At 58.8% G+C, this 16,238-nt stretch carries 13 protein-coding genes; all 13 read left to right on the top strand.

Going from position 1 to position 16,238, the window contains the following annotated elements; genetic code table 11:
* The first annotated feature begins 337 nt into the window (after positions 1-337).
* The 13 genes from K5658_RS00450 to K5658_RS00390 all read left to right on the top strand — a co-directional run bounded on the left by K5658_RS00450 (position 338) and on the right by K5658_RS00390 (position 16,180).
* Positions 338-913 carry a PEP-CTERM sorting domain-containing protein gene (locus K5658_RS00450; protein WP_221065033.1) on the top strand — a complete coding sequence of 192 codons (576 nt, stop codon included), beginning with the start codon at positions 338-340 and terminating at the stop codon, positions 911-913.
* Between the two features lie 125 nt (positions 914-1,038).
* Positions 1,039-2,559 (top strand): undecaprenyl-phosphate glucose phosphotransferase, encoded by a 1,521-nt coding sequence (locus K5658_RS00445; RefSeq protein ID WP_221065032.1) that lies wholly within the window; start codon positions 1,039-1,041, stop codon positions 2,557-2,559.
* Between the two features lie 94 nt (positions 2,560-2,653).
* On the top strand, positions 2,654-3,571 hold the full coding sequence (locus K5658_RS00440) for an EpsD family peptidyl-prolyl cis-trans isomerase (RefSeq protein ID WP_221065031.1): 918 nt from the start codon (positions 2,654-2,656) through the stop codon (positions 3,569-3,571).
* A complete protein-coding gene (epsE, locus tag K5658_RS00435; RefSeq protein WP_221065030.1) occupies positions 3,568-4,392 on the top strand; it encodes a polysaccharide export protein EpsE in 825 nt (274 codons plus the stop codon). Before K5658_RS00440 ends, epsE begins: the two co-directional genes overlap by 4 nt.
* Positions 4,393-4,401: 9 nt before the next feature.
* Positions 4,402-5,829, top strand: a complete 1,428-nt coding sequence (gene epsF / locus K5658_RS00430) for a chain length determinant protein EpsF (protein ID WP_221065029.1) — start codon at positions 4,402-4,404, stop codon at positions 5,827-5,829.
* Complete coding sequence (gene epsG, locus K5658_RS00425) at positions 5,826-6,749, top strand: chain length determinant protein tyrosine kinase EpsG (protein ID WP_221065028.1); 924 nt, start codon at positions 5,826-5,828, stop codon at positions 6,747-6,749. Before epsF ends, epsG begins: the two co-directional genes overlap by 4 nt.
* 58 nt (positions 6,750-6,807) lie before the next feature.
* The gene (locus K5658_RS00420; protein ID WP_221065027.1) at positions 6,808-8,220 is read left to right on the top strand and encodes a cellulase family glycosylhydrolase; all 1,413 of its coding nucleotides are present in this window, start codon (positions 6,808-6,810) and stop codon (positions 8,218-8,220) included.
* Between the two features lie 50 nt (positions 8,221-8,270).
* Positions 8,271-9,716 (top strand): hypothetical protein, encoded by a 1,446-nt coding sequence (locus K5658_RS00415; protein WP_221065026.1) that lies wholly within the window; start codon positions 8,271-8,273, stop codon positions 9,714-9,716.
* 228 nt (positions 9,717-9,944) lie between these two features.
* Entirely contained in the window at positions 9,945-11,060 is a 1,116-nt protein-coding gene (locus K5658_RS00410; protein ID WP_221065025.1) for a glycosyltransferase family 4 protein, read from the top strand.
* Positions 11,048-12,301 (top strand): glycosyltransferase family 4 protein, encoded by a 1,254-nt coding sequence (locus K5658_RS23355; RefSeq protein ID WP_246628533.1) that lies wholly within the window; start codon positions 11,048-11,050, stop codon positions 12,299-12,301. Before K5658_RS00410 ends, K5658_RS23355 begins: the two co-directional genes overlap by 13 nt.
* Positions 12,302-12,383: 82 nt before the next feature.
* Positions 12,384-13,754, top strand: a complete 1,371-nt coding sequence (locus K5658_RS00400) for a lipopolysaccharide biosynthesis protein (protein ID WP_221065024.1) — start codon at positions 12,384-12,386, stop codon at positions 13,752-13,754.
* 115 nt (positions 13,755-13,869) lie between these two features.
* Positions 13,870-14,562 (top strand): glycosyltransferase family 2 protein, encoded by a 693-nt coding sequence (locus tag K5658_RS00395; protein ID WP_221065023.1) that lies wholly within the window; start codon positions 13,870-13,872, stop codon positions 14,560-14,562.
* A 475-nt stretch (positions 14,563-15,037) separates the two neighbouring features.
* Positions 15,038-16,180 (top strand): acyltransferase family protein, encoded by a 1,143-nt coding sequence (locus tag K5658_RS00390; protein WP_221065022.1) that lies wholly within the window; start codon positions 15,038-15,040, stop codon positions 16,178-16,180.
* The last annotated feature ends 58 nt before the right edge of the window (positions 16,181-16,238 follow it).

Raw genomic sequence — 16,238 nt, 5'->3', positions numbered from 1 at the left:
TGGGCATCGCGGCTGCCGCCGTGGCGGCAATGCCGGGAGGGGGCAACCGCGCGCGGCTGTTCCGTGGGAATACAGTATTTACCGGGGGTTTCTCGGAAAAGGGCCAATTCCCTATCCACGCCGCGAAACTAGGGAAAGCTACGTACACCCAGCCGGGCAAGATTTACGTATCCTAAACTAGCTGATAGTGCTTACACGACGATCTGGATGCACTATGAAAATGGAAAGGCCAAGGGATCGCGAGTCGATCCGGGAGGTTGCAGGCCGATATGAGATCGTCCGATTCCGATGACAAGGATTTCGTTTTTTTCAGTCCATCTATGGAAGGTATGCGGCGATGAAGAGGTTATATTTTATCGCTTTGAGTGGTACGTTGTGGATCGGCTTTTGGTCCGGCGTGGTGGAAGCGGCCATTTACTCGGTCACGGTCAAGGATGTCAATCGCAACATATTGCGGCCCGGTATTTTCATCAACGATTCATTTTCAATCGCCACCCCGTTGAGCAATGGGAGTTTCGTGGAATTCCAGGGCAATATCGTAGGTGTCGGCGGTTTCACTAAGGATATTGTTTTCTCGCTGTCCGATCCGGCTTTCGGGCGCGGTTTTTTGGCCAGCGTCCAGACCGTGGCCGGATTGGATTTGGACTTGGCGGGTGGCACCGCCCCCAAGCCGTTCAACCCGGTCAACCCGGTTTATACCTTCGCCGGGCTTACCAGCGGTATCACCTATACGCTGATCGCCAGTGGCAATGCCATCGACCCTTATTCCGGCATCGCGGGATCATTCCAGGTGTTGGCGGTCCCCGAACCCGAACAATGGGCCATGGTGGTGGTGGGCATCAGTTTGATCGCCTTCCAAATCCGCCGCAAGCATAAGGCTTTGGGGCAAGGACAGGGAACCATTTCCGGTTAGCTGGGGTTTGCGTATCGATACTCGTTCCCAAGCTCCACGGGGGAACCCAATATAAGGATTCGCATCGTCCATATTGTGGAGAATGGGATGCGTTGCGTGGCGGATATATAAGGATATTGAATCAGATGAGAAAATCAGGGACGCTCCTACGGAATACCCCTCCATTGCGCTGGCGCAAAGGGAATCAAGGCACATATACGGAAACCCAGGCCGGACTCGAATTCCTGCCCTCGGCCCGGCTGACCAAAGCCCCTTCCCATGGGGCCACCTCGCTGGATTTGCCCGGTGTGATCTTGATTAAATGGCTATTATGCCCCGTGGTGGTTAGCCTGGGTTTGGCGCTGGTCACGCTAGGCCATGGACACGCGCTGGACCAATCCTATGTGATTCTCGGCGTCCTGGGTTTCCTGGTATCGGCCCAAGTGTTCGACGAGATCAACCTATATCGCGACCGCCCCCGGTTTCCCTACTTCGAGGCGATCAATTATATCCTATGGAATTGGTGCGTGGTATTCGGAGTTTTGCTTTTGGTGGGCTATGCCACCAAAACCCTGGCGATGTTTTCCCATAGGATTATTTTCACCTGGTTCGTGATGGTGCCCATCGCGTTGCTGGGTTCGCAGCTTTTGGCGCGTAATGCACTGCGCTCGGTGGTGAACCGCACCAAGACCCGCAAAGCCGTGATTATCGCCGCCAACCCATTGGGTTTGGCGCTGCATAAGAAAGTCACCGAGGATGCTTATTTGGGTATCCGGGTCGTGGGCTTTTTCGACGACCGCCAAGCTTGGCGCCTGCCCGAAAATATGGAGGACCGGCTATTGGGCCGGGTGGCGGAAGCGGCCGATTATGTCCGCAAGCACGGGGTCGATTTGATCTATATCGCCTTGCCCATGTCCTTGCAGCCCCGGATACAGCATTTGCTGGAAGCCTTGCGCGATACCACGGCTTCGGTATTCTTCGTGCCCGATATCTTCATCTTCGATTTGATCCAGGCACGGTTTTCCCAAATCAATGGAATGCCTATCGTGGCGGTCTGCGATACGCCTTTCTATGGCCTGCGTGGCCTCATCAAACGGGCTTTCGATATTATCGGTTCCTTGGCGATTTTACTGGTGATCTCGCCGGTTTTTATCGTGGTTGCAATCGCGGTGAAACTGGATTCCAAAGGGCCGGTCTTATTCCGCCAGCGGCGCTATGGTTTGGATGGAGAGGAAGTGATTGTTTACAAATTCCGCTCGATGACCGTGACCGAGGATGGCGCATCGAATTATACCCAGGTCACGCAGAACGATAACCGGGTAACGGCGCTTGGGAAATTCATCCGCAAAACCTCGCTGGACGAATTGCCGCAATTCATCAATGTCTTGCAAGGCCGCATGAGTCTGGTCGGGCCGAGGCCGCACGCCATCGCGGTGAACGAGCAATACCGCAAGCAAATACTGGGCTATATGATCCGTCACAAGGTCAAGCCGGGAATTACCGGCTGGGCGCAGGTCAATGGGTTTCGCGGCGGCGACGATCTCGAACATATGCGCGGGCGTATCGAATGCGATTTGGAATACCTCAGGAACTGGTCTTTGGGCCTGGATTGTTGGATTATCCTAAAGACCATAAAGGTTTTATTCGGGGATAGGCACGCTTATTAAAGCGGGGTTTACAGGAGTCCAAGGCTTGCTTTGGATTCCGGCTGGGATTCGGGTGGTTTGGATGACAAGGATTCGATGGAACGGGACCCAAGGAATGGCTAAGGTATTGGCCAGGATCATCCTGGTATTTATTGGTCTTGCGCTCGCGGGCTGCGATGCTCCCGAGGCCAAGCATTCTTCCCAGGTCGTGGCGCGGGTGAACCATGAGGAAATCACCGTCCATCAACTGAATAGCTTCCTGGCCCATACCGGGATCAAAACCTGGAAAACCCCACGGGAAGCCAGCCGCGATGCCTTGGAAACCCTGATCGAGCAGGAATTATTGGTCCAACAGGCGGTGCGGGAAGATTTGGAACACGATCCTCAAATCATGCTCGCCGTCGAGGATGCCAAACGCCGGGTATTGGCCCTGGCTTATCTGGAGCGCAAGGTTTTACCCAAAACCCCGCCCACGCCCGAAGATATCCAGGCTTTTTATCATAAGCATCCCGAACTTTTTTCCCAGCGCAAATTATACCGCTTGCAGGCGTTCGCCATGCCCGCCGACCGGTTCGACGAGGGCTTGAAAAGGCTGCTGGACCCGGCGCAAACACCGCAGGAAACCGCCCATCTCCTGCAAGCCCGCAATATAGATTATCAAACCGAATGGCTGCAATGGAGCGCCGAACAAGCGCCCTTGGAATTATTGCCGCGCTTGGCCGTTATGGAGCCGGGCGATATCGCCGCCGTACAGCGGGGCAAAACCCTATTGCTGCTACAGTTGGAAGCGGCTTTATTAGCGCCGCTGGATGAGGCGAAAGCCAAGCCCGCCATCGAGGCTTATTTATCCAGCGCCCGTAATGGGGAGGCCAGCCGTATACATTTGAGCCGTTTGTGGCGGGCGGCGGAAATCCATTATCAAGGTGAATTCGCCGGGTATGAATCCGAGACAACGCAACAGCTTGGTGCCGGTCAAAATGATGTGACCTCGTCCGGCGGGCGGCATTTACAAAAGGGGATCGACGGGTTATGAGCAAGGCAATATCTATCGCTCCCACGCTCGGCGTGGGAGCGATCCTGCGGTGGTGGATGGTTTTCTGGCTATTGCTCTGTGGGTTTGGAACAGCCAGGGCCGAGGATTATCTATTGGGACCGGGCGATTTCGTGAAAATCACGGTATTCGATTATCCCGACCTCGCCGTCGAAACCCGCGTCAGCGCGTCGGGCGGGATTACCTTTCCCTTGGTGGGCGAGGTATTGGTCGGCGGCAAAAGCCCCAGGCAGGCGGAAACCCTCCTGACCCAGAAACTCACCGAGCAGGGTTTCATCAAGCAACCCCATGTGAATCTGGTGGTGACCGAATTCGCCAGCCAGCAGGTTTCCGTGATGGGTTCGGTGAGCAAGCCCGGCCAGTATGCCTTGGAACGGGCCAGTACCTTGTCGCAGGTTCTGGCGGCGGCGGGCGGGGTGTCCGGCGAGGGCGGCGAGGTGGCGGTCTTGGTGCGGACCGCCGGGGGCGGCAACGAACACCGGGAAATCGATCTGCACGCCTTGTTCGCGGGCGATGTCTCCAAGGATATCGGGATGACGGGCGGCGATCTGGTGTACGTGCCCAAGGCCCAGACCTTTTATATCTACGGCGAGGTGCAGCATCCGGGCGTGTTCCGCTTGGAGCGCGGTATCAATATCGCCCAGGCCATTTCCATCGGCGGCGGGCTGACGGCGCGGGGCAGCGATGACGGGGTCGAGGTGAAGCGCCGCGGCGGCCAGGGCGAATTGTTGACGGAGACGGCGGAACTCGGGGATTTGGTGCGCCCGGACGATGTGATCTATGTCGGCGAAAGCTGGTTCTAGGAGCCGCCCATGACCTATACCCAAATGTTCCTGATCCTGGCGGCGCGGTGGCGGGCGGTGCTGGCGGTGTTCCTGGGCGTGGTGGGGCTGGTCGTCGGCGTGAGCTTGGCGCTGCCCAAGACCTATACCGCCCATGCCTCGGTGCTGGTCGATTTCAAGGGCGTGGACCCCATCACCGGGATGATCCTGCCGGGGCAATTGCTGACCGGCTATCTGGCGACCCAGGTCGATATCATCACCAGCCACGCCGTGGCGCTGCGGGTGGTCGATAGCCTCAAACTGACCGAGGTTCCCGAACTGGTCGAGAAATTCGACCAGGAAACCGAAGGCCGGGGCGAGGTGCGCGATTGGGTGGCGGACCGCTTGATCAAGGCGCTGGACGCGAGGCCGGGCCGCGATAGCAGCGTCATCGCCATCGAGTTTTCCAACACCGACCCCGAGTTCGCCGCCGGGGTCGCCAATGCCTTCGCCCGCGCCTATATCCAGACCAACCTGGATCTGCGGGTCGATCCGGCCCGCACCCAGGCCTCGTGGTTCGAGGACCAGATCAAGACCCTGCGCGGCCAGGTGGAAGCGGCCCGGCAACGGTTGTCGGAATACCAGCGCCGCACCGGCATCGTGGCTTCCGACGAAAAGCTCGACGTGGAAAACGCCCGGTTGGCCGAGTTGTCCAGCCAATGGGTGATCGCCCAGACCCAGACCTACGATATCCAGACCCGCCAGCGCCAGGTCGCCGAGGCCGAGGCCAAGGGCCGCTTGGAGGAATTGCCCGATATCCAGGGCAACGCCTTGATCCAGAACCTCAAGAATGCCCTGGCCCAATCCGAGGCCAAGCTGGCCGAGACCGCCGATCAACTCGGCCCCAAGCATCCGGTCCACCAAAGCGCCCGCGCCGAGCGCGACAGCCTCAAGCGCAAGATCGCCGCCGAGATCCAGAACGTGAAAGGCTCCCTGGCCCATGCGGCGGCCCAGGCCCAGCAGCGCGAAACCCAGATCGAACACGCCCTGGACCGCCAGAAAAACCGCGTCCTCGAATTGAAGGAAGGACGCGACCGCGCCATGGTGCTGACCCACGAGGTCGAGAACGCCGAACGTGCCTACGACAGCGCCCGCCAGCGCACCGAGCAAATCCGCCTGGAAAGCCAGCGCAGCCAAACCGAAATCGCCGTGCTGAATTCCGCCGTGCCGCCCTTGTGGCCGTCCAAGCCGCGCCTGGCGCTGAACCTCGCCATCGGCGTGGTCATGGGCGGCCTGTTCGGCGTGGCCTGCGCCCTGTTGCGCGAGGTCGGCGACCGCCGGGTGCGGGCGGAAGGCGATATCGAGCGGGGCTTGGGCGTGCCGGTCCTGGTCAGCATCGCCCCGCGGCGGGCGCGGCGTCCCGCCCTGGGTTTCCGCCATAAACCGGCTTTGCCCCCACGAGGAGGCCCATGCCCATGAAGGAACTACACAAGGAATCGCACGCGGAACCCGTCCGCGTCGAGCGCCTGGAGCGCCGGGCCGGCTTCCCTGCCGTGCCCGGCAGCAAGCCCATCGGCAAGTTGTTGGTCGAAACCGGCAAGATCGGTTTCCTGGATATCGACGCCATCGAGCGCCGCCAGCAGGAGCGGGGTTTGCGCTTCGGCGAGGCCGCCGTGAGCCTGGGGCTGATCCAGGACGTCGATGTGCAAACCGCCCTGGCCCGGCAGTTCGATTATGCCTATCTCGTGCCCGGCCAGCCCGAGGCCCAGGCGTTCAGTCCCGAATTGGCCCTGGCCTACGCGCCCTTCGGCGACCGCGCCGAGGCGTTCCGGCGCTTACGCAGCCAATTGAATTTGCGGCTGTTCGGATTGGAAGACGCCACCGCCTTGGCGGTGGCCGGCCTGGACCGGGGCGATGGTTGCAGCTATGTCGCCGCCAACCTCGCCGTGGCCTTCTCCCAACTGGGCGTGCGGACCTTGCTGGTGGACGCCAATCTGCGCGAGCCACGGCAGCACCGCATTTTCGGGCTGGCCCAGCGCCAAGGCTTGGCGGATGTGCTGGCCGGACGCCGCGGCACCGAGGTCATCGCCGAGATCGGGGTTTTCGGGAACCTCGCGGTCCTGCCCGCCGGGACCGTGCCGCCCAATCCGCAGGAATTGCTGGACCGGCCCGCCTTCGCGGCCTTGTTGCGCGAGTGCGGGCGGATTTATCCGGTGGTGATCGTGGATACCCCCGCCGCCAACCGCTATGCCGATACCCAGATCATCGCGGCCAATACCCGGCATGTGCTGCTGGTGGTGAGGAAGCACCAAACCCGGATGCGGGATTTGGAGGCGGTGAAAGCCCATCTCATCGATGCCAGGGTGGAATGGGTCGCGGCGGTGTTCAACGACATCTGAAACCCGGAACCCACTGGCCGGAAGGCGGTATGGGTGGGTAATCCTTGGAGGCCATCCCATGTCCAAGCAGGACCGGCGATTATTATGGATAACCCTGGGCCTCGTAGTATGGACGGGGTGGGCGAGCGCGTTGGCGGCGGATTGGGGCGCGGTATTGCCTCCGCCCGGCGGCGATTTCCAGCCCGCCGCCGCGCCCTTCCGCGAAACCCTATGCCTGGGGGTGAAATTCAGCCAGGGCGAACCGCTCGCGAACCTGCCGAACCTTTCCGAATTGGGTGTGCGTTGGGTTCGGGATCATGTGGGCTGGGCCACCATGGAACCCACCGCCGGACGGTTTTTGAGCCGCTTTCCCAATGATTTCCAACAACGCCTGGACTATTACCGGTCACATGGCATCGGCGTGGTTTTCATGCTCGCCTACGGCAATCAGAAAGCCTATCCCAATACCCCGGAAAATCCCACCAACTCGGTGAATGCCACGGGTTTTGCCCGTTATGCCGCCCAAGTGGCGCGCTTGATGAAAGCTTCCGGGGTGTCCTTCGTCCTGGAGGTCTGGAACGAACCCCATAACGACGCGGTGCTTCAGAAGTTCGGAGGCAATTGGCAAGGCAAAGCGCCTTCGCCTTGGGTGGATCAATATATCAAGATCGCCCAGGAATCGGTGCGTGCGGTCAAGGCTATAGATCCCTCCATCAAGATACTGAGCGATGATGATATGTGGGTCGTTCATTATTGGTTTCTCGAAGCCGGTCTACCCAAGGAAATCGCCGGTTTCGCGGTCCATCCCTATAATGCGCCAGCCAATCCAGAATATACCGCCGTCGCCTACGATACCGATTGGACCCGGCCTTTCAAGGTGGTCGATCAAGACCGCTCGTTCCGGTCGGCGGTGCGCCGTTTGCGCGACCAAGGCAAGACCAAACTGGGCTATATCCCGGAAATATGGATTACCGAATGGGGCTGGCCGCTGGAAGGAGCGAAAGGCAGCGTTCCCGAATCCACCTTGGTGGCCTATTTGCCCAGGGCTTATATCCTGGCGGCGGCGGCGGGTATCAAGGCGACCTGCTGGTTTTCTTCCTACGATGCGGTGGATGGTCCGATGGGTTTGACCCGCAATAATGGGCAGCACCGGCAAACCTATTTTGCCTATCAAACCATGGCCCGGCAGTTGGGCGATATGGTTTTACTCAGTCAACTCGCCGGTACCGACCATCCCGCCAGCGGGATTCAGGGATTCGTATTCACCGGGGCGCGGGGCCGGAAATTGGTGGTTTGGAGCGTGGAGGGAGCGACGCCTTATCTCAGTTTTCCCGCGAATGAGAAGACCATCGAGGCGGTCGATGTCTTGGGTAAGCCCGTGGCCCTCGATACCAGTGTGCAGGGCAGGCGTAGGGTTAAGTTAGGGGCCGCGCCGGTTTATGTTTCCGGCACTTGGCTGGATGCGCCCTTGGATATTAGTGTGAATTATTAAGCTTATCTGGAAGGGGCTTGTTGGTGTTCATAATCAGGAAGGTATGACTCATGGAAATCACGGTTTTCGCGCTACCCGTGATTCTCGCGGGGCTGCTCGCATCGGGCGGGGGAATCCTGTACGCGCTGATGATTTGCCTATTATTCGGCGGAACCGCGACCCTGTCATTCTCCATGCTCGGGGACGCGCCCATCTTGCCCGTCATTTTGCTCATGCCGTTCCTGGTGTGGAAAGCGATAGCCGACCGGGGAATCTCCTTATCGCCCAGGTTCCTGCTTTACCCGGAGCCTGGGTTTTGGTTGTTATTGCTGGTGTTATGGGAAGTGCTGAGCGCCATGAGCTTACCCCGCTTGTTCTCTGGCGAAACCCTGGTATTCAGCACCAATCGCGGTGTGATTGGCGGGGTGGCCTTGATGCCGCTCAAGCCGCTCTCGACCAATCTCACCCAATCCATCTATGCCTTGCTTGGGTTGGTGTGTTTCCTCTCGGTGCGCAGCTTGCTGGATTCCGAGCGGCGCATGGCGAAGATGCGCGATGCGGTATTATTGCTCACGGCTCTGAATATCCTGGCTGCGGTATTGCAATTGGCGGAGAATCACCTGGGGTTTCCCAGCGTGTTGAATCTATTCCGCAACGCGAGTTATGCCACATTTACCGGCGGCGAGGTCGGAGGCTTATTGCGTATTTATGGTACATTCCCGGAAACCTCGGTATTTTCATCGTTTACCCTGGCGTTATTCGCCTTCGCGGCCAGCCTGTGCCGCGATGGGGTGCGTGGGGTTTATAGCGGTACCGTGGCTTTGGTGTCCCTGGGTTTGTTGTTGATAACCACTTCTTCGACGGCTTATGCGGGCCTATTGATTTATGGAATCATCGCCACGGCAATGGCCTTGGCCCAGGCTTATTGGCATAGGCAGGCTTTGCGGGTAGGACCGACCACGCTCATGATGGTCGCGGTGGTTCTGGCCGGGTGTTTCATAATGCTGAGCCAGCCGGAAATTTTTAGCCGCATCTTCGAATTTTTCGATGTAACCCTGGTGAATAAATTGGATAGCAATTCGGGTCGGGAAAGGAGTTTGTGGAATCGACAAGGCTGGATCAATTTCATCGACACCTATGGGTTGGGAATAGGCTTCGGCAGTGCGCGGACTTCCAGTTTCCCCATGGCGTTGCTGTCGAATACCGGGGTGATAGGCGTGGGTTTGTTTACATTGTTTTGCTGGCGCTTGTTCACCGGGCCCACCATCGCGGAACCCACCACGGTCGCGGCGGTGTCCAGGGCGGCCCGGCATGGTTTGCTGGCGGTGCTGGTGGCGGGGACGATTTCCGGGACCATGGCCGATCCTGGGATGGTTTTCTATACCCTGTCCGCCGCAGCGGCGGCGGGCCTAGCCTATCGGCAGCCGCAGCGGGAATCCGCCACAGTGGAAGCCGGTTTCAAGCCACGGGAATATCCCGGTGTCAATCCCTTGCGTGGGCATTTGGGCAAAGGTTGAGCCGGTACGCGCTTTTCCATATGGCCGAACCCGGCAGTGGCGCATGATAATGGTATCGACTTGGCCAAGTGGCTATATGGGACGACGGTTAAGTCCGCTCCCTCGCGAATTTGGGCCGTTTTAACCTATTCATCTGGTACGAGCCGACAGGGATGTTATGGATATAAGGGATACGGGATATGGTCCAATCCGGGCTGGTTCCGTGCGGCCAAACCTTGGGGCCGGGTTATGAGCCAATGCGGGATCGCCTATTTATCGCCCCGGCAGACGGTGTTTATCAATGGCCGTTTCCTGGGACAGCGGGTGACGGGGATACAACGTTATGCCCGCGAAGTATTGGCCGAATTGGATTCGATCCTGGCCCATGGCGAGGGGAACGGCCTGCGTTGCCGTTTGCTCGCGCCCAAAGGGGTCGACCTGCCCGAGTTACGGGCGATTCCCGCCGAACAATTCGGCCATTTCCGGGGCCATTTGTGGGAGCAATTGGACTTGCCTTGGCGGGTCGGGCGCGGCTTTTTGTTCAGCTTCGGTGCGACCGGGCCGGTGTTGAAACGGCGGCAGTCCATCACCGTCCACGATACTTCGGTGCGGCGGATTCCCGAATCCTTCGGCTGGCGTTTCCGGCTCTGGCACGAGGTCTTGCTGCGTTCCATCACCCGGCGCTCGCCGCTCACCATCACCGTGTCCCGTTTCAGCGCGGGCGAAATCGCCCAGTGCTTCGGCGTGGCGCAGGACCGGCTCAGGATCGCCACCGAAGGCTGGCAGCATTTGAGCCGCATCGAGGAGGACGATGCCGTCCTCGACCACTACGGGCTGGGCATCGAACCCTACGCGCTGGCGGTCAGCAGCCCGACGCCCAACAAGAATTTCGCGACCATCGCCGAAGCCATCCGGCTCCTGGGCGACGCCGCCCCGCCCTGTGTCGCCGCCGGGATGGCGGACCCCGGTGTGTTCCGCGGCACGGCGGCCCATCCCGACGCGATCAAGCGGGTGGGCTATGTGTCCGACGCGGCTTTGAAGGCGCTGTACCGCGGGGCGGGTTGTTTCATCTTCCCTTCGTTCTACGAGGGTTTCGGGATTCCGCCGTTGGAAGCCATGGCGTGCGGCTGTCCGGTGCTGGCTTCGACCGCGCCGGCGGTGCGCGAGGTTTGCGGCGACGCCGCCTTGTATTTCGACCCCAATCGCCCCGACCAACTGGCCGGGCAAATCCGGGAAGTGTTCGCCGACACTGGGTTGCGCCAGCGCTTGTCCAGGGCCGGTTTGGCGCGGGCCAAGTGTTACTCCTGGAAGGAAAGCGCCCGGTTGAACTTGGCATTCATGCAGGAGGCGGTGTGCAAAACCTGAGCGGTGGCCCGCGGGGCCTGAAGCTGCAACTCCCACCTCCCGAAAGCCCGCCGCTACCGTATTCCGCCGCCGGATCGCTACGGGTCGCCGTGGTCCATGAATGGCTGGTGAGCCGGGCGGGTTCGGAAAAAGTGGTGGAGCAAATCCTCAAGGTCTATCCGCAGGCCGATTTGTTCGCCCTGGTGGATTTCCTGGAAGCGGACGAGCGGGCCTTCCTGGAAGGGCGCAAGGCCCGGACCAGCTTCATCCAGCGCCTGCCCAGGGCGCGGACCTGTTACCGTAATTATCTGCCCTTGATGCCGCTGGCGGTCGAGCAATTCGATTTGTCGGATTACGACCTGGTGATTTCCTCCAGCCATGCGGTGGCCAAGGGGGTGATTACCGGGCCGGACCAAATCCATATCAGCTATGTGCATACGCCGATCCGTTATGCTTGGGATTTGCAGCACCAATACCTGCGTGAATCCCGGCTGGAAACCGGCTTCAAATCCTGGGCCGTGCGGGCTTGCCTGCATTATCTACGGTTATGGGATACCCGTACCGCCTACGGGGTGGATACTTTCCTCGCCAATTCGGCCTATATCGCCCGTCGGATACGGAAGGTCTATGGCCGCGAAGCCACCGTGGTGTATCCGCCGGTGGATACCGAGGCTTTCCCGTTGCGCCTGGACAAGGAGGATTTCTATCTCGCCGCCGGGCGCTACGTGGCTTATAAACGGATGCCCTTGATCGCCGAAGCCTTCGCCGCCATGCCCGATAAGCGCCTGGTCATGATCGGCGAGGGCGCGGAACTGGACCGGGTGCGGTTCCTGGCGCGGCGGGCCGCCAATATCGAGGTGCTGGGTTATCAATCCGGCGCGGTGCTGGCCGACACCATGGGCCGGGCCAAGGCGCTGGTGTTCGCGGCGGAGGAGGATTTCGGCATCACCCCGGTGGAGGCCCAGGCTTGCGGTACGCCGGTCATCGCCTATGCCGCGGGTGGGGCGCTGGAAAGCGTGGTGGCCGATCCCGACCCCGGGCGGGGCACCGGCTGGTTTTTCCCGCGGCAGACGGCGGCGTCCCTGTGCCAAGCCGTGCGCGAATTCGAGTCCATGGGCGGCTTCAGGCCGGAAGTCTGCCGCGCCAATGCCGAGCGCTTTTCGCAGGAAAATTTCAGGCAAGCCCTGGCCGCAGCGGTGGGGCACGCCTTGGCGCGGCAGCCCGACCATCCCCTGCTGGCGCGGCTGGGATTATGCCCCTGAGTTTCCGGGCGGTGCCATGAAGCGCGGCAAGCGCGGTACCGCCAGGAATCGGCGCGGAAATCGGCGCCGCCACGCCGCCCGGTTGGAACCGACCAGATCCCCGCTCGCGGCACGACAGGAAAAACCCCTTTCCACCCGGCGTTCCCTGGGGTTTGTCTATATCGCCCATGTGTTCCGTTATATCTATGGGTTGATCCTGATTCCCTATTATGGCCGGGTTTTGGGGGCGGAGGAATATGGCAAGGTTTTGGCGGCTTCGGCCTTGTTCCAGGTGATTTGGCTGTGCGTCGAATATGGTTGCCCGGTCGCGGGGGTACGCGACCTCGCCGGAACCACCGACCGCCCCGGTATCGCGGCCCAGGTCGGGCGGCAAACCATGGCCCGCGCCATCATGGTCCCCCTGGCTATCGCCATCGGCGTGGGCGGGGCTTGGTTATCCCCGGTATTGCGGGTCGAACCGGAATTGGTGGCCTATGCCGTCGCCATCGGCATCAATTCGGGATTCAACCTGGGGTGGTATTTCCAAGGGGCTTTGCAATTCCGTACCCAAGCCTTGCTGGAAGTGTTCGGGTTCGCGTTGAGCTTGGGATTTATCTTGCTGATGGTGCGGGGCCGGGAAGAGGGGGCGCGGGTTTTGGAGGCGCTGTTATTATCCGGTTTGATCAGCAATGGAATCGCCTATACCTTGGTCGCCCGCCAAATCGATTTGCAATATCTCAGTTTAACAGGTGCCTTCCGGCTGATATGGGATTCTACAGCTTTATTCGCTTCCCGTGGCTTGAGGATCATGATGGCGAATGCCTCCACCTATCTCTTGAGCTTATTCGCGCCCGCCGCCCAGGTCGGCTATTACGGACCCGCCGAGCGTTTTTCCAGTGTGGGCTTGAGTTTCATGCAGCCGGTGGGCCAGGTTTTAATCGGTACCGTGACCCGCCACCTTAGCTGCGACGAGACCGAGCGGGAGGCTTATCGCTTGATGCGCAAGGGTATCCTGTTCATGCTCGGATTCGGAGGTTTGGCCTTGCTAGCCACCGTCGGCCTATCGGCTTGGATCATGCCCTTAATCCTGGGGCCGGGTTTCGAGCAAAGCATCCTTATTATGCAGATATTCGGGTTCATGTTTCCTTTCGCAGCTTTCAATCAAGCGGTTTCCAACTATGTCCTGATACCGTTGCGCAAAGATACCTATATCATCAAGTCCACCGCGGTATGTGCGGGATTGAGCATCGCCACGGTATTGGCGAGCACCTTGTTCGGCGAAGTGGGCGGCTCCACGATTGCGGGGGCGCGGGTGGTCGCCGAGGTGGTGAGTTCCTGTTTCCTGGCGATGGTTTTGGTGAAATTGGGCTTGGGCCGGAAGATATTCATGGAGAACCCGGATGAAATTAGTCGTGGGTATAGCGACCGCGGGCCGTCGCGAGCAACTGACACTAACCCTGCTTCAACTCGCTAGGCAAACCCGGCCACCGGATGCCTTGGTGGTTTGCCCGGCGGAACTATCGGATTACGATCCAGCCGTAGCCGAAATCCTGCCTTTTCCGGTGCGGAGCGTGGCCGCGCCACGGGGTTTGCCGGCCCAGCGCAACGCGATTATCGCCGCCTGTGTCGATGCCGACGTTATGGTGTTTTTCGATGATGATTATTATCCCAGCCCAGATTATCTCGCCGAGACTGAAAAGCTGTTTCAGGTCCAAAATATTGTGGTGGCGCGGGGATATTTATTGGCGGACGGTATCGGCGGGCCGGGTATTGAACCTGAGCAGGCTTTGCGCCTGATCGTGGATAGGAAGCCATTGCCACCCTGGGATTCCGCTATTAAGGCAACCTATGGTGGTTATGGCTGTAATATGGTTGTCAGGATGAACACGGCGCGGCGGCATGGAATAGCCTTCGACGAGAATCTGCCCTTATATGGTTGGCAGGAGGATATAGACTTCAGCCGCGCTTTGGCCGCTTATGGGCGGGTCGTGATATGCCTGCGGATGACCGGGGTTCACCTTGGTTCCAAGCGGGGCCGTACTTCCGGCCTGAAATTTGGATATTCCCAGGTCGCCAACCCGGTTTATCTATGCAAGAAGGGCACGATGTCACCAGGGTATGCGGGACGGTTGGTGTTGAAAAACCTATTGGCGAATGTCCTGAAATCCTTGAAGCCGGAACCTTGGGTGGATCGGCGCGGTAGGTTGAAAGGGAATATCCAGGCTCTGGGCGATTTGGCGCGGGGCCGGATCGATCCACGCCGAATCCTGTGCATGGAATAGCGACATTGGATTGGCATCTGGTGGGTTTAATTATCCTGGGAAAACCACCGGCTCCGCCCGGGGGACTCGCGAAGTTTGACGTTTCCGAAAATATGTCCTGCCCCTCCACGTTGTAGGACGGCGGTGCTTCCCTACCGCTTGTGGCCACGCTGCCAATCGGTAGCGGGTTTTGATTTCTTACCGATGGCGAAAAGGCTTCTTTGAGGGGCCAGCCATCGAAAGCCTCCGGCTTTACCATGGGATTATGATTTGTTCCGTGCTTTGTTGCTATGGATGATGAAATATTGCCTAGGCTCGCCGGTCCGTGAATTGCCGATCTCCGAGCGCATGCGGTATTTCTCGATGGTTTGACTGATGATCATAAGCGTGGCCTATATCTCGTTCCGCTGGTTTGAAACCCCGGTGGTGCGGTGGGGGCGGGCACGGTTATCCAATGTTTAATGGCCGGACTTTTGTTGAGGTGGATATGAAGGGCATGAAAAATCATATCTATGGCTTGGATCTCATCCGCTTCCTCGCGGCACTGATGGTTTCCGCATACCACTTGGGGTTTCGTGCTTGGGCTACGCCGAATGATTCGCTATATGGCCGACTCGGAATGGCCCCGGACTTACCTTCGGGATGGGAATATTCCTGGTTTGGTTGGATAGGTGTACAGGTATTTTTTGTATTATCGGGATTCGTAATTGCCTATACCGCCGAAGGGGCCACACCTTTCGAGTTTGTGAAGAGCCGGGTGGGCAGGTTGGTCCCGGCGATGTGGATAGGGGCTACCCTGAGCGCCATTATATTGATTTATTGGAATCAGACCGATAATTTAGGGTGGCTCTATGCCAAAAGTTTGGTGTTGTTCCCAATCGGCCCATGGTTGTGTGGAGTTTATTGGACTTTAGGGGTGGAGATCGCGTTCTATGGGTTGATATTTCTATTGTTGTGCGTGGATAAATTTAACCGCTTACAAGCGTTGACTATAAGTATCGGCCTGCTCAGCATGATGTTTTGGCTGCTCATAGAGAGCGGCATTATAAAAGATAGCCATCCCAGGATAAACCAGTTATTGCTGCTCACCCATGGCTGCTATTTCGCCTTGGGAACCATGTTCTGGTTGATGTATAGGCGCGGGGTAAACTGGGGACGGCTTATGGTGTGTTTGCTTTGTATTGTAACGGCTTTTCCGCAGATCGCGGCGACCAATGCCGTCGAAATACTATCCAGTTACGCCCATCCGGCTTCTGTGGTTACGCCCTATGCAATATGGCTTGGCATGGTGTTTTTGATGGGGCTATCGATTATGTATAGCGTACCCTTGGCTTCTTCGCTGGCCTTGGTTGCGCCTGGGATCAGGCAGCTTGGTCTGGCTACTTATCCTTTATATTTGGTTCATTATCATGTGGGAGGAGAGGCGATGATTTTGGCGCACCGGGCAGGGTGGGCACTGGATTTGAGTCTGGCGATAGGACTCATTACCGCTGTCGTGGTAAGCCTATTGATCGCGGTGCTCTTAGAACCAGGTTTGAGGCGTGGTTTGTTAAACGGGTTGGGCTTGGGCGCGTTGTATTTGAGAAATACTGCCGGGAACAATATATTTTTGTTTAGGGCTACGGAACGGCTTAAATAAACCGTGGCTTGGAATGGGGTGGGTATAAACTTGATGGAATATGGTTTGTAATGGGTTC

Source organism: Methylomagnum ishizawai (genome assembly GCF_019670005.1).
GTDB lineage: Bacteria > Pseudomonadota > Gammaproteobacteria > Methylococcales > Methylococcaceae > Methylomagnum > Methylomagnum ishizawai.
Note: the sequence above shows the minus strand (reverse complement) of the source record. Positions and strands in the feature narration are given on the sequence as shown.